A 21,173-nucleotide genomic window follows, 5' to 3' on the forward strand; every position below is an offset into this window, starting at 1 on the left:
CACGTCCTTGAGGGCCGCCCAACGGGACTCGCGGGTGGCCTCGCCGGGCCATGCGGCCGCCGGCTGGGGCGAGGGTTCGGCGGGCAGGAAGTCGTACGGCCCGAACCCCGCCTCCTCCTGGTCGCGCAGCGCGCCGTACGCGTCGTCCTGGTCGTAGGGGGCGGAGAGCGTCCCGGCGTCCGCCGGATTCTGCGCCCCGCCGGAAGCCGACTTCTTCTTCCAGAACCGGCCCCTGCCCTTCGCCTTCACCGCCTTCTCCGCCTTCTCCGCCTTCTCCGCCTTCTCCGCCTTCTTCGCCTTCTCCTGCTTCCCCTGCTTCTCCTGCTTGGAGTCCGCGGCCTCCGGCCTCGGCTCGGTGGTCTTCGCTTTCGGGTCGATGGTCTTCGGCCTCAGATCGAGGGTGTTCGACCCGGGTTCTCCGCCGCGCCCCCGGCGCGTCCGGCACCGCCAGGCCCGCACGCCCACCGCCGTCGGAATCGCCGCGACCGCCGTCCATACGACCGCCGCGCCCCCCGTCTCCCACCACACCGGCCCGAACCTGGCAAGCTCCCCGACGCCGAGCCGCCCGCCCGCCATCGTCGCGAGTACGGCCATGGCGGCCCCGCACAGCAGAGCCGCCAGCAGGGCGGTGCCCGCGGTCTGCCGGGCGCCGGAGGTTCCGGCATCCGCCGAGGAGGACGCACCGCGCGCCTCCGCCCCGCCCACGAACCACCCCACCGCCAGTCCGGCCGCCACCGGCACCGCTCCCGCGACCCAGTTCGGCCACCCCCCGGCCCCCGCGTCCGGCACCGCGGCCAGCAGCGGAAACGGGGGCAGCAGCGGGGCCGGCGCCGAGGACAGCGGGTCCACCACATGCCCCGTGCCGAGCACGAACCCGGGCCCGAGGGCGTACGCCGCCCCCCACACGGCCGCGTTCGGCACCAGCACCAGGCACAGGAAGAGCACCGCGAAACGGCCCGACCAGCCCTCCGTGAGCTGCAGGAAGGAGACCCGCGCCGTCCCGCCGTGCCACACCAGCGACACGGCCACCAGCGCCGCCCCACCCCCGACGAGCACCGCCGCCCCAGCCCCCGCGGACCGCGCCGCGATGCCCAGGCGGGCGTGGGAGCCCGGCCCGCGGACGAAGCTGCGCAGACCGGACGGCAGCAGCTTCAGCACACCGTCGAACGCCCGGCGCGGATGCCCGTACGCCGTCCACACCCCGGCCCCCGCCATCACCATGACGAGCACCGGCAGGCACAGCATGTCCCGCCCCCACGAGGGCCGCAGCTCGCCGCCCGAGGCGTACAGTGCCGTGGCCGCGCCGACGCCGAGGTAGCCGAGGACCACGCCCGCCCAGGCCGTACGGGCGGACAGCAGCGGCCCGTCCTCCTCGCCGCCGTACACCACGTCCCGCGCCGCCCGGTGCACCAGCAGCACCGGGACCGCGAAGAGCAGCAGCGGAGTGACCCCCACCGGGGCGGGGACACCGGAGAGCGTGTCGGTGCGGAGCAGTTCGGTGCCGTGCGCCAGCAGCCACAGCGCGGCGGCGACATGCAGTGCACCGCCTGGCCCGCTGTCGGGGTACGGCGAACTGATCCAGAACACCATCACCAGCACGGTGATCGCCCCGAGCCCCAGCCCGGCGGCCACCGCACCGCCCGCCACGCCGGCGCCCAGCCCGGGCGATCGGTCCCGCATCCTCGCCCGGATCCGGGCACGCAGGTACGGCAACGGAGCTCGGCGAGCGGTCGTCTGGATCACGACCGCCATGCTCCCAACGACACGCGCTTTCTCGTCGTAATAGGCAAACCGCCGAAGTGTCGCTCAATATAAGTTTATGTACTTTTTCGTACGAAAGGGCGCCCCGTGACGCCGAACCCTGCGAGCCCGCTGGCGCCCGAGCTGACGCCTGCTCAGGCCTTCGACGCGCTGTACGCGTTCTGCGCCCCCGCCCTCGTACGGCAGACGTTCCTGCTCACCGGGCGGCGCGAGCTGGCGCGCGAATCGGTCGAGCGGGCCTTCCAACTCGCCTGGCAGCGCTGGCCCGAGGTGGCCGTCGACCGGGATCCGGCGGGGTGGGTGCGGGCGACGGCGTACGAGTACGCGCTCTCGCCCTGGCACCGGTTCCGCCCGAGCCTGCGGCACCCCGAGCCGCCACTCGTCGACCGGCGCGACCGCGAGCTGATGAACGTGCTCATGGAACTCCCGCCCTCCTACCGTCGGGCGCTGCTGCTCTACGACGGTGTCGGCCTCGATCTGCCGGAGACGGCGGCCGAGGCGGAGGCGAGCACTCCGGCGGCGGCGCACCGGCTGCTGCACGCGCGCGAGGCGATCGCCGCACGCCTGCCGGAGCTTGCCGACCCGTCCGAGTTGAACCGCCGCCTGGTCGAACTGGCCTCCACGGAGCGGCAGCCCGCGCCGAACCCGCCGGCCGTCCGCAGCCGCGGCGAACGCAGCGCCCGCTTCTGGACGCGGGCCGCCATCGCCTTCACAACGGCCCTGATCGGAACGACCGCCCTGGCCCTGCGAACGGCCCCCACCCACTACGAGGCCCCGGTGCCGCCGGGCGCAGCCGTGCAAGGGGTCCCACCCCGGGTGGCCCGCGGAGCCCTGCCGGCCCCCCAGGCCCAACTCCGGGCAAAACTACGCTCGGGGACGGCCCACGGCCCGGAACGGCTGGTACCGCTGATGTCGTAGCTGGCCTCCTTGGCCTGCGGGCAGTCGTGCCGCTGGGGCGGCACCCGTCCCAAAGAGAGGCGGCACCCCGCAAGCGCGGGCAAGCGAAAACGCCGGTGGGCCCGCCCCCACCCCGGGGAACGGGCCCACCAACGCTCAGCTATGAAACCGTTCAGCCGGCCAGGATCTCCCGCGCCAGCTTCGCCGTCTCGGTCGGCGTCTTGCCGACCTTGACGCCGGCGGCCTCAAGGGCCTCCTTCTTCGCCGCAGCCGTACCGGACGAACCGGAGACGATGGCACCGGCGTGGCCCATGGTCTTGCCCTCGGGCGCGGTGAAGCCCGCGACATAGCCGACGACCGGCTTGGTCACGTTCTCCTTGATGAACGCAGCCGCGCGCTCCTCGGCGTCGCCACCGATCTCACCGATCATCACGATCAGGTCGGTGTCGGGGTCGACCTCGAACGCGGCGAGCGCGTCGATGTGGGTGGTGCCGATGACCGGGTCGCCACCGATGCCGACGGCGGAGGAGAAGCCGATGTCACGCAGCTCGTACATCATCTGGTACGTCAGCGTGCCGGACTTCGAGACCAGACCGATGCGGCCCGGCTTGGTGATGTCGCCCGGGATGATGCCGGCGTTCGACTGGCCCGGGGTGATGAGGCCGGGGCAGTTCGGGCCGATGATCCGGGTCTTGTTGCCCTTGGACACGGCGTACGCGTAGAACGCGGCCGAGTCGTGGACCGCGATGCCCTCGGTGATGACGACCGCGAGCGGGATCTCGGCGTCGATCGCCTCGACGACGGCGGCCTTGGCGAAGGCCGGCGGGACGAAGAGGACGGACACGTTCGCGCCCGTCTTCTCGATCGCCTCGGCGACGGTGCCGAAGACCGGGATCTCGGTGCCGTCGACGTCCACGGTCGTGCCCGCCTTGCGCGGGTTGACGCCACCGACGATGTTGGTGCCGTCGGCGAGCATGAGCTTGGTGTGCTTCATGCCCGTGGAGCCGGTCATGCCCTGGACGATGACCTTGCTGTCCTTGTTGAGGAAGATAGCCATGGCTGTGTGTCCCTCGTCCCTTACTTCGCAGCCGCGAGCTCGGCGGCCTTGTCGGCCGCGCCGTCCATGGTGTCCACGCGCTGCACCAGCGGGTGGTTGGCGTCGGAGAGGATCTTGCGACCCAGCTCGGCGTTGTTGCCGTCCAGACGGACGACGAGGGGCTTGGTGACTTCCTCGCCCTTGTCCTCCAGGAGCTTCAGCGCCTGGACGATGCCGTTGGCGACCTCGTCGCACGCGGTGATGCCGCCGAAGACGTTGACGAAGACGGACTTGACGTCCGGGTCGCCGAGGATGATCTCCAGGCCGTTCGCCATGACGGCCGCGGAGGCGCCGCCGCCGATGTCGAGGAAGTTGGCCGGCTTCACGCCGCCGTGGTTCTCACCGGCGTACGCGACGACGTCCAGGGTGCTCATGACGAGACCCGCGCCGTTGCCGATGATGCCGACCTCGCCGTCGAGCTTGACGTAGTTGAGGTTCTTCTCCTTGGCGGCGGCCTCGAGCGGGTTGGCCGCGTCCTTGTCCTGGAGGGCCTCGTGCTCCGGCTGGCGGAACTCGGCGTTCTCGTCCAGCGAGACCTTGCCGTCCAGGGCGATGACGTCACCCGAGGCGACCTTGGCCAGCGGGTTGACCTCGACGAGGAGGGCGTCCTCCTTGATGAAGGTGTCCCACAGCTTGACGAGGACGTTCACGACCTTGTCGGCGACCTCGGCCGGGAACTTGGCGGCCGCGACGATCTCGCGGGCCTTCTCCTCGGTCACACCCTCGTTGGCGTCGATCGGCGTCTTGGCGACGGCCTCGGGGCGGGTGGCCGCCACCTCCTCGATCTCCATGCCGCCCTCGACGGAGGCGATGGAGAGGAAGGTGCGGTTGGCACGGTCGAGGAGGAAGGAGACGTAGTACTCCTCCACGATCTCGGGCGCCGTCTCGGCGATCATCACCTTGTGGACCGTGTGGCCCTTGATGTCCATGCCGAGGATGTTGGTCGCGTGCTCGACCGCCTCGTCCGGGGTGGCGGCGAGCTTCACGCCACCGGCCTTGCCACGGCCGCCGACCTTCACCTGGGCCTTGACGACAGACTTGCCACCGAGGCGCTCGGTGGCTGCGCGGGCCGCCTCAGGCGTGTCGATGACTTCACCGGCCAGCACCGGTACATCGTGCTTGGCGAAGAGGTCCCTCGCCTGGTACTCGAACAGGTCCACGCGCTTCCGTCCCTATCAGTGATCTCGCGGTTCGTTGGATGCGTGGGCGTGCCGCGAAGGGCAACGTGACGTCCGCTAGTCACAGGGGAGGCGCACACGGTGTCCGAGCGCGCGGCATGTCCGTCTCGCAGGTTATCGCTGCTTGCGGAGGGCCCCTAAATCGAGGGTCACACCTGAGCGGTGATACCTGTCACATGATGCCGCGCTCACTGGCACGGCGTGCCGGATGTGAGGGCCGGGTCGGGTTCGCAAGGGCGTACGGGGCAGGTACGGGGAAGGGCCTCACCGGGCTGGGGTTGACCCGGTGAGGCCCCCTGTTCAGCCCCGAAGGGGGGCTCGGAGCAGTTGATCCCCACCCCAATGGGGATCACCTGGCTCCATCCGCGGGGTTCGGGCCGGCCGGTCCGACGGCTTTCGGCCGTCCGGGTCCCTGGGTCCGCGGAGTCGGTCGAGCGTCAGACGCCGTACGGACTGCCGTACTGCACGTTCTGCGCGTAGCCCGGCGTGATCGACTCGGTGACGCCCTGGACACCGGTGACGGCGTGCTCGGCGAGCGGGCCGCCGGTGGAGCGGACGGTGTCGGTCAGGTCTCCGGCGAAGGGCCCGGCCTCGCCCAGGACACCGTGGGCGAAGGGGTCGACGTCGCCGACGACGCCGTACGCGAAGGGAGTGGCATCGCCCGCGACGCCGTACCCGAGCGTCGTCGCGCTGCCGCCGACGCCGTGGACCACCGGCTCGACGAGGTCGACGACGGGCTGGGCGGCCCCGGTGACACCGTGCGCGAACTGCGGCACCTGCCCGGCGACGCCGTACGCCAGGCCGGTCGCGTCACCGGCCACGCCGTACGCGAGCGGCGCCACGTCGTCGGCGATCCCCCCGGCGAACGGCCGGACGTCACCCGCCACGCCGTACGCCAGCCCGTCCGCGTCCGCCACGGCCTGCCCGGCGACCGGCAGCACGCCGTCCACGGCGGTGTGCACGACCGGCGGCAGCACGGCCGCCGTCGCGTCCTCGGTGACCTGCCCGACCAGACCGGTGGCGTACGACGGCACGTCCGCGACGACACCCGCGGCGACCGGGGCCACGCCGTGCACGGCACCGCCGGCGACGGATCGCACATCGGACAGCGCGCCGCCGGCGACAGGAGTCACACCCCGGGCGACGCCTCCCGCCACCGGCTGGACGCCCTCCACGGTGTTCCCGGCGACCGGCTGGACGCCCCGCACCGTGTGGGAGACCACCGGCTGCACGCCCTCGACGACCCCGCCCGCGACCGGCTGGACCTCGGCCACCACGCCGTACGCCAGCGCCGTCGCGGCTCCGACCGCGTGACCTGCGGTCCGCCCGACGCCGGTCATGGCGCCGCCCGCGACCGGCAGCACGCCGTCCACCGCGCCGGTGGCGACCGGGGCCACGCCGTCCACCGCACCGGTGGCGACCGGCAGCACGCCGCTCACGGCGCCCGTGGCCAACGGCGTCACCCCGGCCACGGCGTGGGTGACGGTGGGCGCGATTCCGCCGACGGTCTGCTGGGCGACCGGGACGACGCCCGCCACCGCCTGGCCGGCGACCGGCGTCACGCCCTGCACGGCGTGGGCAGCGAGGGGCGGCACGACGGCCGCGGCCGTCTCCGCGACGACCGGGCTGACCGTGCCGGGAACGCTCTTCACGGTGCCGACGACCTTCTGCTCGACCCCGCCGACCGTGCCCGTGACATGGCCGGGAACCGCGGCCACGGAGGCCTGGGCGGCACCGGCCACGGCACCCGCCTCGCCCGGCGCGAGCGCCGTCACGCCCGCAGCACGCCCCTGGACACCCGCCACGGTGCGGCCCGCGCCCGCGACGGTCTGCTGCGGCTTCGTCCGTACGACGCCGTCGACGCCCTGCGCCTGGGTGCGGGCCGCCGACTGCACGCCCTGGAGCTTGGTCTGGGCGGCGGCCAGCGCCTGCTCCAATTCCGGCGCGAAGGCGGCGAGGGGGCCGAAGAGGTAGTCGACCCCGCCCTGTGGGGAGGAGGCCGTGTCGGTGACGGTGGTGGTGCTCTGGGCGGCCGCGGCCTTCGCCTCGGCCTGCGCGGCACGAGCGGCCTTGGCACCCTGGATGGCGGCGGCGCCCTTGATCTTGGAGGCCTTCCCGGCTGCCTGCGGGACGGACACCTCGGCGTCGACGTACTTACGGGCCTGCTCGGCGGTGCCGCCGGGCGTGGTCTTCTCCGCACTGGTGACCGTGGAGGTCGCCTTGGACGCGGTGGAGCCGGCCGTCCCGGTGACGCCGGAGACGGTGTGCTGGACGCCGGTGACGACGCCGTCGACCGTGCCGGTGACGGTGTCGGTCAGCGCGCCGAGGGTGCTGCCGGAGTCGACGGTCGCGTCGGCGGCCGGATCGGAGGTCGTGTCGGACACGGACAGGGAGGAAGAGGGCAACTCGTCAGCGCTGGCGACGGCCGAACCGAGCGCCCATGCGCCGGTGACACCGGCGGCTATGACGATGGAGCGGCGGATGTTCTTGTTCATGCGTGCGTCAGATCCTTAGATCCCTGGAAGCTCCGCGCTCCTTGATCTCAGGGGAGATCCGGGGAGTTCCGGGGCTTCTTCGAAAGGCTTGGGGACAATTCCGGCGCCGCTTCCGGTCCTGGTCCGGGGAGTCGGGACCAGCGGAGTCGGCGGCTTGCGTCCGGATAACGAAGGGATGTCCGGACGGGCGGGCAGACCTGCTCCACCCCCGCGCGGCAGGTCCGTGGCGGGGGAAGGGCCTGCCCTAGCCGGGGAATACGGGGATGTCCCGGTGCCTGTCCCGGGTTGCGGCCGCGGCTGCGCGCACGGCGGCGCCGGGCACGAGCCGCACGAGCGGCCGGTGGTCCAGGGCGACGGCGTGTGCGTCACCGTGCCTCGGGGTGCCGTTGTCGACTGCGGCCCGGTTGGCCGGAACACCTGCCGGGTCGCCGTCGGGGGCCTGGTGCGCCGGGGTGTACCCGGCACCGGCGGCTCTCCGGCCGCTGCCCTGCACGGCGGTGGTGTCGCCCGCGGTCACGTCCACGACGAAGCGCGGACCGTACGCCGTACCGCTCGCGGCCGCCGCGGAGCGCCTGTCGTCCACGGCGCCTTCTGTCTCCGAGCGCCCTGCGGCAGCCGGCTGCGGCGCCTGCGCGACGGGCGCGGGCAGTATCCGGCCCGGCGCCGGAGGGAAGCCTGGCAGTGCGGGCAGGCCCGGCATCGACGGGGCCCCGGACAGCCCCGGCAGGGAGGGCAACGACGACAACGGCGGTATCTGCGCGGTCACTCTGCCCAGCCCGGCGGTCACGGTCTCGACCAGACCACCGACCGGCTGCACGACGCGATCGTCCACGGAGCGGACGAGCTCACCGGTCAACGGAGTGAGGACCTGACCGGCTGCGCCCGGGGGCGCGGGAAGGGCGCCGGGATTCGGGGCGGGCTTGGGATCGGTCGCTGCCGGGACTGGTGCCGGAGCCGGAGCCGGTACCGGAGCCGGTGCGGCGGGAGTCGTCGGCTTGGGCTGGTCCGGAGCGGCCGGCTGGGGTCGGGGCGCCTGCGCCACGAGTGCGGCCGAAGTGCTCGTCAGCCGGCCGACCGTGGCGGCCGACGTGTTCGTGAGCCGGGTGACCGTGGCGACCGTGTCGCTCGTCAACGGGGCCCGGACGCCGTCTGCCGGAGCGGTCGCCACGACCTCGGACGAGGAGGCGGCCGGCACCCCCTCCGCCGCGTGCGCCTGTTCCCCACAGAGGAAGCCCAGCGCGAACAACCCGCCCACCAGCAGAACCACTTGCAGCGCACGCCGTCCGGCCGCCGTGCGCATCACGCGCAGAGCGGCACCGGGCAAGGCTGCTGGCCAGGTCAAGAGGGGGTGGTCCTCCCGTGCGGCGGAACGAACTTCACGTAACGAGCCGTAACGAGCTACGAGTCGGCGCGACGCGGTGCGGTACGGACGAGGCGGCGCAACGGCGCGCCGCTGATGAGGCGTCGATCCTCGCACGCTCCTCCCGAGGTTGCGCAAGCCCCCTGTTACTGATGGGTAGGCATGTCCGTTTTGCTGGGCGAAGTCGGACGACGATGCATCGACAAATCGTCAGTGACCGTTCCCTGTCAGCCCGGTCGCGCTCTTTCCGGTCATGCCGTGTCGTGTCCGGTCATGCGGTGTCAGGTATGGGCAGCGGTCGCTTCTCGATGGCCGCCGCCATCACTTCGGGGAAGAGATCGGGCGTGCACGCGAACGCCGGCGCCCCCAGCGCGGCCAACGCGGCCGCGTGCTCCCGGTCGTAGGCCGGCGCCCCTTCGTCCGAGAGCGCAAGCAGCGTGACGAACTGCACTCCCGACGCCTTCATCGCGGCCACCCGCTTGAGCATCTCGTTCCGTATCCCGCCTTCGTAGAGATCGCTGATGAGAACGACCACCGTCTCGGCGGGCCGGGTGATCTGCGACTGGCAGTAGGCGAGTGCCCGGTTGATGTCCGTACCACCGCCCAGCTGTGTGCCGAAGAGCACGTCCACCGGGTCGTCGAGCTGGTCGGTGAGGTCCACCACCGCCGTGTCGAAGACGACGAGTCGCGTGTTGATCGACCGCATGGACGCGAGCACCGCCCCGAACACGGACGCGTAGACCACGGACGCCGCCATCGACCCCGACTGGTCGATGCAGAGGACGACTTCCTTCTTCACGGACTGGGACGCCCGCCCGTAGCCGATGAGCCGCTCCGGCACGATCGTCCGGTACTCGGGCAGGTAGTGCTTGAGGTTGGCCGCGATGGTGCGGTTCCAGTCGATGTCGTGATGGCGCGGCCGGTTGATCCGGGCGCTGCGGTCGAGGGCGCCGGTGAGGGTGGCCCGAGTGCGGGTGGCGAGCCGCTTCTCGAGGTCCTCGACGACCTTGCGCACAACGGCCCGTGCCGTCTCCTTGGTCGTCTCCGGCATCGCCTTGTTGAGCGAGAGCAGCGTGCCGACGAGGTGGACGTCGGCCTCCACCGCCTCCAGCATCTCCGGCTCCAGCAGCAGCGCGGACAGCCCGAGCCGGTCGATGGCGTCGCGCTGCATGACCTGGACGACGGAGGAGGGGAAGTACGTCCGGATGTCCCCGAGCCAGCGCGCCACCGAGGGCGCCGACGCCCCGAGCCCCGCCGACCGGTCCCGCCCCGTCTGCCCGTGCTTGTCGCCCTTCCCGTAGAGCGCGGCCAACGCCCCGTCCATCGCGCTGTCCTGCCCCGACAGAGTGCATCCCGTGCCGTCGGCGGCGTCGCCCCCTAGCACCAGCCGCCAGCGCCGCAGCCGCTCCTGCGCCGGGGCTGCCGGATCCATCGCCTCGGCCGTCATCGGCACACCCCCGTGCAAGGCCGGTCCCAGAGCGGCATCACGGCGACGGTGCCCGACGGACGGTCCTTCGCCCCGCCCCCGTACCTGCTGCGATTCCTGTTGCCTTTCCTGTTCCCGCCGAGGGCCGTTGCGCCAACGTCCTCCTGGGCTTCCGCCAGTCCGTCCTTCGTCATCCCGCCACCTCCGCAAGGTCGTTGTCGATGCCCTCTCCCGCTCCGCCCGGGCCGCCCGGTCCGTCCAGGCCCAGCAGCAGCCGGACCACCGGCAGCACGGCGTCCGCGCGCCCGGGGTCGAGTTCGGCCGCGAAGCCCGGTATGCCGGAGCCGGCGGCCGTCACACTCCCCCGCTCCCCCGGTCCGCGCCGGACCAGTTCGCCCAGCGTCCGGCGCACTCCCGGCTCGTACGCCGAGAATGTCCGCCGCAGCAGGGGCAGTACGTCCGTGAACGCCTCCGCCGGCACCCCGGTCAGCCAGGAGTCGACCAGCCCGAGCAGCCGCTCGTCGTGCACGAGGAGCATTCCGCCGCCGGACCCTCCGCCGACGAACCCCTCGATCCATGCGGCGGCATCCCCCGGCGGAGTCCCCGGCGACAGCACGAGACCCATGAGCCGCGCCGCCTCGTCCTGCCCCAACTCCCCGTCGTCCAGCAACAGCCGCACGGCCCGCCCCCGGACCACACCGGGCACGGTGTCCCGCACCGACAGCACGCGCAGAACCGAGTGCCAGCGGTCCCGCAGGTCCTGGTGGTCCGGCGCGGGCGCGTCGCCCAGCAGCGCCACCGCCCCGTGCACCGCGTCCACATGGCGCCGCATCTCCTCGGCGGCGTGCGCGTCCAGGGCCGCGCAGGCAGGGGGCAGGCCGACGAATATCCGCTCGGCGAGGCCCGCGGCGACCCCGGCCAGCGCTCCTGTGTCCGTGCCGCGGACGTCGCCGTACCGGAGGGAGCGGACCAGGGCCGGCAGGGCCTGCGCGAGGTGGCCGACGTCCGTGTCGAGCGCGGCCCGGTCGGCGAGGACCTGCATCACCACCGGTAGCGCTTGGGAGAGTTCGGCCAGCAGACAACGCTCGGCGAGTCCGGTGACATCGGCCAGGGCCTGTGCGGCGACGGCGTCCGCCTCCGCCTTGGCCGTCGCGGCGGCGAGCACCGTCGTGCCCCACACCCCGGCCTCCGCCACCCGCACCGCCAGCTCCGGCTCCCAGCGCAGCCGCCAAGTCTCCCGGAACGTGCCCGTGCTCCCCCGCGAAGCCACCGGTTCACCCCACGCCACGCCCAGCAACCGCAGTCGGTGCAGCAGCCTGCTGCGGCCTGCGTCGGTCTCCTTGCGCAGGTCGAGCTCCAACTCCCGCTCCAGTGCCTCCGGTTTGAGCCGGAGCCGGCGCTGGCTCCGGTCCAGGTCCCGCTGCAACGGCACCGCCGGCGCCGCCCGCGGCACCTCCCCCAACACGTCCCCGACGACCAGCCGGTCGTGCACCAGCGCCAGCGGCACGTCCGAGCCCTCGCACATCACCGCGCGCACGGCATCGGTCGTCTCACCGAGCCCCGGCAACGGACGACCCCGCATCGCAGCAAGCGTCTCCGCCAGCCGCACCGCCTCGATGACATGCGCCGAGGAGACGATCCGGTCCTCGCCCCGCAGCAACCCGGCCACCTTGGTCATCCACCGCTCGACCGGCCGGTCCGGGGCGGCGAACAGATGCCCGTACCAGCCCGGCGAGTCGATGCCCGCCCCGTACCCGCTGGCCCGCGCGAGCCTGCGGTACGTCCACGGCACCCATGTCATGTCCGTCTTGACCTTGGGCAGCCCCTTCACCAGCGCCCGGTCGGCGGCGACGGCCGTCTTCTGCCGCAACGCGGGCACATGCCAGGCCCCGCACACGACAGCCACCGCGTCCCCGAACTCCCGCTGCGCAGCCCGCACCTGGAGCCGCATGTACGCCTCCCGTACGAGATCCCGGTCGTGTCCCCCGCTGCCGTACGCCTCCCGCAACGCCCCCATGGCCTCTTCCAGCACCAGGAACGGCGCGAGCGCGTCCCCCTCTCCCGCCCCCCGGTGCTCGACGACGTCCTCCCACCAGCGCTCCGGGTCGTCGTACCCGGCGGCATCGGCGAGCACGGCGAGCGGGTCGATGCGGATGTCGGTCTCCATGGCCGACCTGTCGGCAGAGGGCCGGCCACCAGAATCGGCACCGGGATCGGCGTCGGCACGCCTGTCGGTGTCGGGGGTGGCCTCGACGCCGGAGCCGGCTCCGGTCTCGGTCTCGACCTCGGTCTCGGCCTCGACATTGGATCCGGCCGTGGTGTCGGCTCCTGCGCCGGGGGCGGCGTCTGGCCTGCCCCCGAACGCTTCCACAGCACCGGTACCGGAGCTGGCTTGCGATCCGGCCCCGGGCCCTGCCCCGGAGTCGGCCCCGCCCCCGCGCTCGGCCCCGTCGCCGCCCGCGTCCCCGCCGAGCTCACCCTCCGTGTCCCTGCTCCACGCCAGGGTGTGAGTCGCGGGCAAGTCGATGAAGCGAGCGGGTACTCCGTGCTCCAGGGCCCACCGGATCGCGACCCACTCCGGGGAGAACTCGGCGAGCGGCCAGAAGGCCGAGCGGCCGGGCTCGTCCACCGCGTGGGCGAGGAGGGCGACCGGCGGCCGCATGTCCTCCTCGGCGGCCAGCGGGATCAGTACGTCGGCCTCGGGCGGCCCCTCGATCAGCAGGGCCCGGGGCCGGGCAGCGTCCAGCGCCGCCCGTACCGCTCGTGCCGAGCCGGGTCCGTGATGTCGTACGCCGAGCAGCAGCGGCCCACCGCCGGCCGCGCCGCTCCCGCCCCTCACCGTCCCTGTCACGCCGTCCCCCTCGTCGTCCTGGTCATCGCGCCCCTCGAATGCGGCCGCCGAATGCCTTCCGGGCGCCCTCCAGGCCGCTGCCGTCCAGGTGCGCCCTGCACGCCGACCCGCCCGACCCCTTGGTCCCGCTGTTTCCGCCGCTCCCGCTCGACCGGCCCCACCCCAGGTCGTTCACGCGCTCACCTCACGGCAGGCCCGGTAGAAGTCCTTCCAGCCGTCGCGTTCGCGGACGACCGCCTCCAGGTACTCCTGCCAGATCACGCGGTCGGCCGCCGGGTCGCGGACGACGGCACCGAGGATGCCCGCGGCGACGTCCCCGGCCCGCAGCACGCCGTCCCCGAAGTGGGAGGCCAGGGCGAGTCCGCTGGTGACGACCGAGATCGCCTCCGCCGTCGACAGCGTGCCGCTCGGCGACTTGAGCTTCGTACGCCCGTCGGAGGTGACCCCGTCGCGCAGCTCGCGGAAGACGGTCACGACCCGGCGGATCTCGTCGATGCCGTCGGGCACGGCCGGCAGGTCGAGCGAGCGGCCGATCTGGTCGACGCGGCGCGAGACGATGTCGACCTCGGCCTCGACGCTCTCCGGCAGCGGCAGCACCACCGTGTTGAAGCGACGGCGCAGGGCGCTGGAGAGGTCGTTGACCCCCCGGTCCCGGTCGTTGGCCGTGGCGATCAGGTTGAAGCCCCGGACGGCCTGCACCTCCTGCCCCAACTCCGGTATCGGCAGCGTCTTCTCGGAGAGGATCGTGATGAGCGTGTCCTGGACGTCGGCGGGGATACGGGTCAGCTCCTCCACCCGCGCCGTCATCCCCTCCGCCATGGCCCGCATGACGGGGCTGGGCACCAGGGCGGCCCGGCTCGGGCCGTTCGCCAGCAGCTGCGCGTAGTTCCAGCCGTACCGGATCGCCTCCTCCGGCGTGCCCGCCGTGCCCTGCACGAGCAGCGTCGAGTCGCCGCTGACCGCCGCGGCCAGGTGCTCGGACACCCAGGTCTTCGCGGTGCCGGGCACGCCGAGCAGGAGCAGGGCGCGGTCGGTGGCGAGGGTGGTGACGGCGACCTCGACGATGCGGCGCGGGCCCACGTACTTCGGTGTGATCACCGTGCCGTCCGGCAGGGTGCCGCCGAGCAGGTATGTCGCCACCGCCCACGGCGACAGCTTCCAGCGGGCCGGGCGCGGGCGGTCGTCCTGCGCGGCCAGCGCCGCGAGTTCACCGGCGAAGGCATCCTCGGCGTGCGGCCGCAACGCCTCCGCCGGCTCCTTCGCGGGTACTTCGGCAGCTTCGACGATCGTCGGTTCCACGGACACAGACATGGCTGAGGCCCCCTCCAGCTCGGCCGGTTCGGATCTGGCATCCACGTTGCACTACGCCACTGACAATCCGTTCTGACCTGCGGAAACTCCTGTGCGACCGCGCTCGCAGGACCGATTGTCAGTGGCGGGATCTACCTTCGATGACATGACTCAGCAGGGGGTGCGCTGGAGCGCGGATCAGGTGCTGGCGCTGGCGCCTGACACCGCGTCACGCAAAGCGGGCAGCAAACTCGGCGCGGCGGGGCCGTGGTCCGAGACGGGGAGTTCCGACGAGGGGACGGTGTGGGGGCAGTGCAAGGGCAGCGGCAGCAAGCCGTACCAGACGGTCGTGGACATCGCGGATGCCGCGGGCCCCGCGTACAAGTGCAGTTGCCCGAGCCGCAAGTTCCCGTGCAAGCACGCGCTCGGGCTGCTGCTGCTCTGGGCGGGTGGGGACGGTGCGGTGCCGTCGGGGCAGGCACCGGACTGGGCGGAGCAGTGGATAGCGGGGAGAAGGCAGCGGGCCGAGCAGAAGCGGACGGCGGGGGCGTCCGCATCACCGTCCGGGTCCGGTGATCCGGAGGCCGCGCGGCGCCGGGCGGAGCGCCGGGCCGAGCGGATCACCGCGGGTGCCACCGAGCTGGAGCAGCGCCTGGCGGATCTGCTGCGCGGCGGTCTGGCGAGCGCGGAGCAGGCGGGATACGGGCTGTGGGAGGAGACTGCGGCCCGCATGGTCGACGCCCAGGCCCCTGGGCTGGCCGCACGGGTGCGGGAGTTGGGGGCGATCCCGTCGTCCGGACCGGGCTGGCCGGTGCGTCTGCTGGAGGAGTGCGCGTTGCTGCATCTCCTCGACCAGGGCTGGCTGCACCGCGAACGGCTCCCGGACGGCCTGGCGGCGACGGTCCGCTCCCGGATCGGCCTGCCCGGCTCGGCGGACGGCCCGCCGCTGCGCGACCGCTGGCTGGTCCTGGCCCAGTACGACACCGCGGACGCACGGCTGACGACCCGCAGGATCTGGCTGCACGGCACGGACTCGGACCGCACCGCGCTTCTCCTTTCCTATGGCGCCGCGGGGCGTGCCCCGGAGTTGGCGCTGCCCGTCGGGCTGACCCTGGACGCCGAGGTGTCCGCCTATCCGGGTGCCGGGCAAGTACGGGCAGCCCTGGGCGAGCAGTTCGCACCACCGGCACCCTCGGTGACACGGCCGCCGGGAGTGACGACGGCCCAGGCGGCTGCCCGCTATGGCGAGGCACTGCGGGACGACCCCTGGCTGGACTCCGTCCCGGTCACGCTGGACCGGGTCATACCGGTCCCGGACGGTGAATCCTGGCAGTTGGCGGACGCCGACGCCGATGCAGCGCTGCCACTGACTCCCACTGCCCGTACCCGCCCCGGCCTCTGGCGCCTGGTCGCCCTGTCCGGCGGCGCCCCGGTCAAGGTCTTCGGGGAGTGCGGCCACCGGGGCTTCACGCCGCTGACGGCGTGGTCGGAGGGGGCGGGAGAGGCGGTGCGGCTGTGCTGACCCACCAGTCCGGGGACCGCCGTACGACGACTGCAGCGGACGGGCCCTCACGGAAAGGAACCGCATGAACAGGACGTCCACGCCGGTGGATGCGCCCGCCTCGGGCGCCTGGGAGGAACTCGTCACGGCGGCACTGCTGGGGACGGAGCGGCGCACCCCGCCGGGTGGAGCGCCGGGGCGGGAGGCGCCGGTGGCGCTGCTGGACGCGGTGGCCGCGGAGACCGTTCGGCGGCGGGCCGGGCTGCGGGCGGCGCGGGCGGCCGGACGGCCCGAGCCGGCTGCCGAGGACCCACGGCCCGAACTGCCCCCCGCGGCGACCCGCAGGCTCGCGCTGCTGCTGGCCGACCGGCCGGGCACGGGCGGCGGCGGCCGTAGGGGCACGGCGCCGGACCTCATGGAGCTGCTGCCTCAGTGGCTCGCGGCGGCGAACGCCCGCGGTTTCGCAGCACCCCCTCAGGCGCTGCCCGCACTGCTGGACGCGGCCAGGGGGCGTACGGATCTGCGACCGGCGGCCCTGGCGTTCGCGGGGCCGCGCGCCGTGTGGCTCGCCCGGCTGAACCCCGACTGGCGGTTCGCCCTGCGTGCGACCCTGGGCGGGGGCACCACCCTGCCGCACCCCGAGGACACGGAGCGGACCCGGCGCCTGTGGGAGGAAGGCCTGTTCGCCGAGCGGGTCGCGCTGCTGTCCGCCATACGCGCCCGCGAGCCCGCCGCCGCCCGCGAACTGCTTGCCATGACCTGGTCGACGGAGCGGGCCGAGGACCGACTGATGTTCCTCGACTCGCTGCGCACGGGCCTCGGCCCCCAGGACGAGCCCTTCCTGGAGCAGGCGCTGGCCGACCGCAGTCGCAACGTGCGGGCGACGGCAGCGGAGTTGCTCTCCGCACTGCCGGGTTCGGCGCTCGCCGCGCGGATGGCCCTCAGGGCCGCGGCCTGCGTGGCCGTCGACCACACGGGCGACTCACCGATGATCGCCGTTGAGGCTCCGCACGAGTGCGACGCGAGCATGGAGCGCGACGGTGTCGTGGCCAAGGCTCCGGCAGGACGGGGTGAACGGTCATGGTGGTTCGGCCAGTTGGTGGAGGCGACACCGCTCGGGACCTGGTCCACGCGGCTGGGCGGGCGTACGCCAGGGCAGATCGTGGCGCTGCCGGTGACGGACGGCTGGCAGAGCGAACTGCACGCGGCCTGGTGCCGGGCCGCCGTGCGGCAGGGGGACCCCGAGTGGGCCCGTGCGCTCCTCGGAACCCCGTCCGCCCCGGAGGCCGGCGGTCCGGGCGCGGTGTCGCTGGCCGAACGCGCCAAGCTGCTCGGCACGCTGGGTGCAGCCGAACGGGCCGACTGGGTGGCCGGTTTCATCGCGGCTCACGGCCTGTCCGAGGCGTTTCAGCTGCTCGGGGTGTGCGCGGTGCCCTGGTCCGCGCCGCTCGGACGGGCGGTGGTGGACGCGCTCAACATCGCGCGGGACGCGGGGAGTTATCCATGGAGCTTCAGCGGAGTGATGGGCCTGGCCGAACGCTGTCTCGACCCCTCCGAGGCGAGCCGCCTCGACGGCCTGCTGGCGATACCCGACGAGACGGAGGACGCATCACCGGGGGCGGGCGGCTACTGGGCGGAGGCGTTCCAGCGCCTGGTGACGACCTTGCGGTTGCGGGCGGCGATGGCGGAGGAGCTGAGGGCGTAGGGCCTGTCTGTTGTGGCGCTCTCCGGCACTGCTTCAGCGCCGGTCAGCGCATGTCACCCCGTCGTGGGGGTCCCCCCGCTCGAGCGAAGCCGAGAGTGGGGGAGTTCGAGGACGAGGCCGTTCAGGCCGAAAGGGGGTCTGGGGGTGAAGCCCCCAGGGCCGGTCACCCCGTCCCACCCGCACCGGAGAACCCTCGCACCGCCGGAGGCCTACGCCCCTGCCGGCTGCCTGACATTGGCCCGCACCCAGTCCACGATCGACTGCGTCGTGGCCCCGGGCGTGAAGATCTCCGCGACGCCCTGCTCCTTGAGCGGCGCGATGTCCGCCTCGGGGATGATCCCGCCGCCGAAGACCAGGATGTCCTCAGCGTCCCGCTCCTTGAGCAGCTTGATCACCGCGGCGAAGAGCGTGTTGTGGGCACCGGAGAGGATCGACAGCCCGATCGCGTCGGCGTCCTCCTGGATCGCGGTGTCGACGATCTGCTCGGGGGTCTGGTGAAGGCCGGTGTAGATGACCTCCATACCGGCGTCGCGCAGTGCACGCGCGATCACCTTGGCCCCGCGATCATGGCCGTCGAGCCCCGGCTTGGCCACCACCACGCGGATCGGACCGGCTGCCACACCCATCACTGCCTCCATGAAGCGACTGCATCCATCCCTACCGACAAGTACTGGGTACCCGAACCGGCCCGGGAAGTGAACGAACGTTATCGCCAGCATCCCGCAACCGGCAGTTTCGCGGTGAAGACAGAGGGGGAAATCACACGATGGGACACGTTCACCGCGCACCGTTCCGGCGGGAACACGCGCAAGGGGAGCCGCAAAGAGGTCGCCGCACCACCGCGCCGCAGGCCGCGCGCCGTGGCGGTGCGGCGTGTCGGCGATGCCGTGAAGGGCTGCCGACCGCCTTCCTCGCGGCCTCCCACGAGGGCACACGGGGGACAGAGGCGTCCTCCTGCGTGCCGACAGGAGGTCGGCCATGAAGGTCACGAGGGCAGCGCTGCCCTTTCTCCCGCTCTGCCAGCGACTGCTCCCGAGCAGACTGGCGGGACTCTCCCTGGCCTTGCTGAAGGCGACCGCTCTGGAACTCGCGATCCTGGCGGGACACCTCCTGCTCTATCCCTCCGGCGTCGCGCAGGAACGCCGAGGACCATCCGCCCCGCTCCCGTCGGCGGACGGCGCCGCACAACTGCCGACCGGGACCAAACCCCCGGTCGTCCTCCTGCACGGCTTCATCGACAACCGCTCGGTCTTCGTGCTGCTGCGCCGCAGCCTCGCCCAGCACGGCAGGCAGCAGATCGAGTCGCTCAACTACTCGCCGCTGACCTGCGACATCCGCACCGCGGCAGAGCTGCTGAGCCGGCACATAGAAGAAATCTGCGAGCGCACGGGCAGCAGGCAGGTCGACATCGTCGGACACAGCCTCGGCGGACTGATAGCGCGGTACTACGTGCAGCGGCTGGGCGGTGACCTCCGGGTCCGCACTCTGGTGACGCTCGGCACCCCGCACTCCGGCACCCGGGTGGCACCGCTGGCGAACGCGCACCCGATCGTCCGCCAGATGCGCCCCGGCTCGGAGCTGCTCGAGGAGCTGACCCGGCCCGCGCCGGGCTGCCGTACGCACTTCGTGAGTTTCTGGAGCGACCTCGATCACCTGATGGACCCGCTGGAGACCGCCTGTATCGACCACCCCGACCTGCTGGTGCAGAACGTGAGGGTGAGCGGGATCGGACATCTCGCCCTGCCCGTGCACCCCGCCGTCGCGACCGGGATACGGCAGGCCCTCGACGCCGAGCGGACAGGAGCAGAAGCCACCGCGCACGCGGGCGGCCTGACCGTGGCCTGACCCCGCCCCTTTCGGCCACGGCCGGTACGGCCATGTCCCGCACAGCCGGCCCACAGCCCTGGGACGGTGCCCGGACAGCATCCGCACGGCCATACGACAGCCATTTGGCCTCGAACATCCTTCGAACACAGGGCCAAAGCCGTGCCCGTCGTCCCCCGAAACACGGCCGAATGCCCGTTTCCTGCGCGCACGAAACCTGTTGAAGATTGTCGAGCCCGTATACCGCCGGGTACAGTCACCGCACTGCTCTGGCAGCCCCTGTTGTCGAGGCGAAAGAGAAGTTGGTGAACGACCGTCACCCGTCGGGGACCATGACCCCGGCTCCGGCTTCCGATGCCGCCTCGGCGCACTACGCGTCGTACGGCACGCAGGAAGCCCAGTACGGCGACTTCACCACGTTCGGCGACTACGACTCCAACGGTTTTGCGACCGGCAGCCATGCCACCGCTACCTTCGCCGCAGACCCCCTGTTCGGCAGCCTCCCGGGCGAGGGCACGGGTTCGTACGACACCGGCCACTGGGCCACGGGTGGCCACCAGACCCTCAACTACGATGCGTACGCGGCCCAGCACCATGCCGCCTATGACACCGGCGTGTACGACACGAGCGTCTGGACCGCCGACCACCAGCCGCTTTCCGTCATCCCGCCGCAGGCCACCGGGCACGACGTCTCAGGTCAGTGGGATGCGAACGCCTGGCTGCAGCCCGACCACGCGGGCGGCCACGCAGACCAGACCCAGCAGTGGGAATGGGGCACCCAGGCCTTCGACACCGGCGCGTACGACGCCACGCAGTGGAACTCCGAGGGTCCCGAGACCGGCGACACGGCCCCGACCGCCGGCCCCGCCGACGACTACGAGCAGCAGGCCGAGCACGGTTCCTACGACGAATCCGTCCCGGACGGCGGCCGGTCGGACGCCACCGGGGAGCTGCCCTCGGTGGCCCCGCTCCTCGACGAGCAGGAAGAGGTCACGTCGGCTCCGGCGTCGCGCGCGGGCTCCCGCAGCGCGGCCCGTTCCCGCCGCCGCGCGCCCGCCAAACGGTCCGCGCTGCTGACCGTCGCCGTGCCCTCGGCGTGTGTGATGGGCGTGGCCGGTATCGCCGCCGCCTCCGTGGGCACCTTCACCGGCGACCAGGGCACCTCGACGACCGCGTCGGACGCCCATGCGGTGAAACCATCCGCCGCCAACAACAAGCTGGACACCCAGCTCCGGAGCCTCTCCGCCGGCGCCGACGACTTCGCCGACCGGGCCAGCCGTACGCAGGAGCGCATCGACCTCAAGGCCCAGCAGGAGGCCGAGAAGAAGAAGGCGGCAGCGGAGGCGGCCCGCAAGGAGCGGCTGCGTCCGAAGTACGTCCTTCCGGTCACCCAGAAGGGGCTCAGCGCCTACTTCGGCCAGGCAGGCATCAACTGGATGTCCGTGCACACCGGCATCGACTTCCCGGTCTCGTACGGCACGACGGTGATGGCCGCGACCGACGGCACCGTCCGCACGCAGTGGAACAGTGCGTACGGGAACATGATGATAGTGACCGCGAAGGACGGCACGGAGACGTGGTACTGCCACCTCTCCAGCTATCGCGTCGCCTCCGGTACGACGGTCAAGGCCGGCGACCCGATCGCGTACTCCGGGAACTCCGGCAACTCGACCGGCCCGCACCTGCACTTCGAGGTCCGCCCGGGCGGGGGTTCGGCGATCGACCCGCTGCCGTGGCTGCGGAGTCATGGGCTGGACCCGACGTAGGAGAGCCGGGGGTTGCGCCCCCA

The 21,173-nt window shown here is 72.7% G+C and carries 14 protein-coding genes; 5 read left to right on the plus strand and 9 right to left on the minus strand.

Features of this window, described 5'->3' with window-relative positions; genetic code table 11:
- Nucleotides 1-1,752, minus strand: a 1,752-nt coding sequence (locus ACFY1E_RS17945; RefSeq protein WP_389076756.1) for a DUF6350 family protein, incomplete at its 3' end; no start/stop codon positions are given.
- A 96-nt stretch (nucleotides 1,753-1,848) separates the two neighbouring features.
- On the opposite strand from ACFY1E_RS17945, the gene ACFY1E_RS17950 reads away from it, so the two are divergent.
- A complete protein-coding gene (locus tag ACFY1E_RS17950) occupies nucleotides 1,849-2,679 on the plus strand; it encodes an RNA polymerase sigma factor (RefSeq protein WP_389076758.1) in 831 nt (276 codons plus the stop codon).
- A gap of 151 nt (nucleotides 2,680-2,830) precedes the next feature.
- On the opposite strand, the gene sucD is transcribed toward ACFY1E_RS17950, so the two are convergent.
- From sucD to ACFY1E_RS17985, 7 genes are all read right to left on the minus strand, one after another.
- Nucleotides 2,831-3,715 carry a succinate--CoA ligase subunit alpha gene (gene sucD / locus ACFY1E_RS17955; RefSeq protein WP_389076760.1) on the minus strand — a complete coding sequence of 295 codons (885 nt, stop codon included), beginning with the start codon at nucleotides 3,713-3,715 and terminating at the stop codon, nucleotides 2,831-2,833.
- 20 nt (nucleotides 3,716-3,735) lie between these two features.
- Nucleotides 3,736-4,914 carry an ADP-forming succinate--CoA ligase subunit beta gene (sucC, locus tag ACFY1E_RS17960; protein WP_344404567.1) on the minus strand — a complete coding sequence of 393 codons (1,179 nt, stop codon included), beginning with the start codon at nucleotides 4,912-4,914 and terminating at the stop codon, nucleotides 3,736-3,738.
- Between the two features lie 455 nt (nucleotides 4,915-5,369).
- Nucleotides 5,370-7,427, minus strand: coding sequence for a hypothetical protein (locus ACFY1E_RS17965; protein ID WP_389076763.1), 2,058 nt, complete (start codon nucleotides 7,425-7,427; stop codon nucleotides 5,370-5,372).
- A gap of 244 nt (nucleotides 7,428-7,671) precedes the next feature.
- Entirely contained in the window at nucleotides 7,672-8,769 is a 1,098-nt protein-coding gene (locus ACFY1E_RS17970; RefSeq protein WP_389076765.1) for a hypothetical protein, read from the minus strand.
- A 289-nt stretch (nucleotides 8,770-9,058) separates the two neighbouring features.
- Nucleotides 9,059-10,234, minus strand: coding sequence for a VWA domain-containing protein (locus ACFY1E_RS17975; RefSeq protein WP_389076768.1), 1,176 nt, complete (start codon nucleotides 10,232-10,234; stop codon nucleotides 9,059-9,061).
- A gap of 169 nt (nucleotides 10,235-10,403) precedes the next feature.
- Entirely contained in the window at nucleotides 10,404-13,064 is a 2,661-nt protein-coding gene (locus tag ACFY1E_RS17980; protein ID WP_389076769.1) for a DUF5682 family protein, read from the minus strand.
- Nucleotides 13,065-13,235: 171 nt separating this feature from the next.
- Nucleotides 13,236-14,375, minus strand: a complete 1,140-nt coding sequence (locus ACFY1E_RS17985) for an AAA family ATPase (RefSeq protein ID WP_389076771.1) — start codon at nucleotides 14,373-14,375, stop codon at nucleotides 13,236-13,238.
- Between the two features lie 145 nt (nucleotides 14,376-14,520).
- On the opposite strand from ACFY1E_RS17985, the gene ACFY1E_RS17990 reads away from it, so the two are divergent.
- Nucleotides 14,521-15,876, plus strand: coding sequence for an SWIM zinc finger family protein (locus tag ACFY1E_RS17990; protein WP_389076774.1), 1,356 nt, complete (start codon nucleotides 14,521-14,523; stop codon nucleotides 15,874-15,876).
- 64 nt (nucleotides 15,877-15,940) lie between these two features.
- Nucleotides 15,941-17,560 carry a DUF5691 domain-containing protein gene (locus ACFY1E_RS17995; RefSeq protein ID WP_389076777.1) on the plus strand — a complete coding sequence of 540 codons (1,620 nt, stop codon included), beginning with the start codon at nucleotides 15,941-15,943 and terminating at the stop codon, nucleotides 17,558-17,560.
- A gap of 209 nt (nucleotides 17,561-17,769) precedes the next feature.
- Here the strand turns inward: ACFY1E_RS17995 and ACFY1E_RS18000 are convergent, their stop codons facing one another.
- A complete protein-coding gene (locus ACFY1E_RS18000) occupies nucleotides 17,770-18,186 on the minus strand; it encodes a cobalamin B12-binding domain-containing protein (protein WP_030930230.1) in 417 nt (138 codons plus the stop codon).
- Between the two features lie 352 nt (nucleotides 18,187-18,538).
- Here ACFY1E_RS18000 and ACFY1E_RS18005 point away from each other — a divergent pair, with 352 nt between their 5' ends.
- Entirely contained in the window at nucleotides 18,539-19,405 is an 867-nt protein-coding gene (locus ACFY1E_RS18005) for a lipase family alpha/beta hydrolase (RefSeq protein WP_389076780.1), read from the plus strand.
- Nucleotides 19,406-19,689: 284 nt separating this feature from the next.
- On the plus strand, nucleotides 19,690-21,150 hold the full coding sequence (locus ACFY1E_RS18010; RefSeq protein WP_389076782.1) for a M23 family metallopeptidase: 1,461 nt from the start codon (nucleotides 19,690-19,692) through the stop codon (nucleotides 21,148-21,150).
- Nucleotides 21,151-21,173 lie beyond the last annotated feature (23 nt).

Origin of the sequence: Streptomyces sp. NPDC001604, assembly GCF_042893475.1 — a bacterium.
Taxonomy (GTDB): Bacteria; Actinomycetota; Actinomycetes; order Streptomycetales; family Streptomycetaceae; genus Streptomyces.

Coding starts and splice junctions, on each gene's coding strand:
- sucD (WP_389076760.1), bottom strand. CDS start 3,715: ATGGCTATCTTCCTCAACAAGGACAGCAAGGTCATCGTCCAGGGCATG.
- ACFY1E_RS17965 (WP_389076763.1), bottom strand. CDS start 7,427: ATGAACAAGAACATCCGCCGCTCCATCGTCATAGCCGCCGGTGTCACC.
- ACFY1E_RS17975 (WP_389076768.1), bottom strand. CDS start 10,234: ATGACGGCCGAGGCGATGGATCCGGCAGCCCCGGCGCAGGAGCGGCTG.
- ACFY1E_RS17985 (WP_389076771.1), bottom strand. CDS start 14,375: ATGTCTGTGTCCGTGGAACCGACGATCGTCGAAGCTGCCGAAGTACCC.
- ACFY1E_RS17990 (WP_389076774.1), top strand. CDS start 14,521: ATGACTCAGCAGGGGGTGCGCTGGAGCGCGGATCAGGTGCTGGCGCTG.
- ACFY1E_RS17995 (WP_389076777.1), top strand. CDS start 15,941: ATGAACAGGACGTCCACGCCGGTGGATGCGCCCGCCTCGGGCGCCTGG.
- ACFY1E_RS18000 (WP_030930230.1), bottom strand. CDS start 18,186: ATGGGTGTGGCAGCCGGTCCGATCCGCGTGGTGGTGGCCAAGCCGGGG.
- ACFY1E_RS18005 (WP_389076780.1), top strand. CDS start 18,539: ATGAAGGTCACGAGGGCAGCGCTGCCCTTTCTCCCGCTCTGCCAGCGA.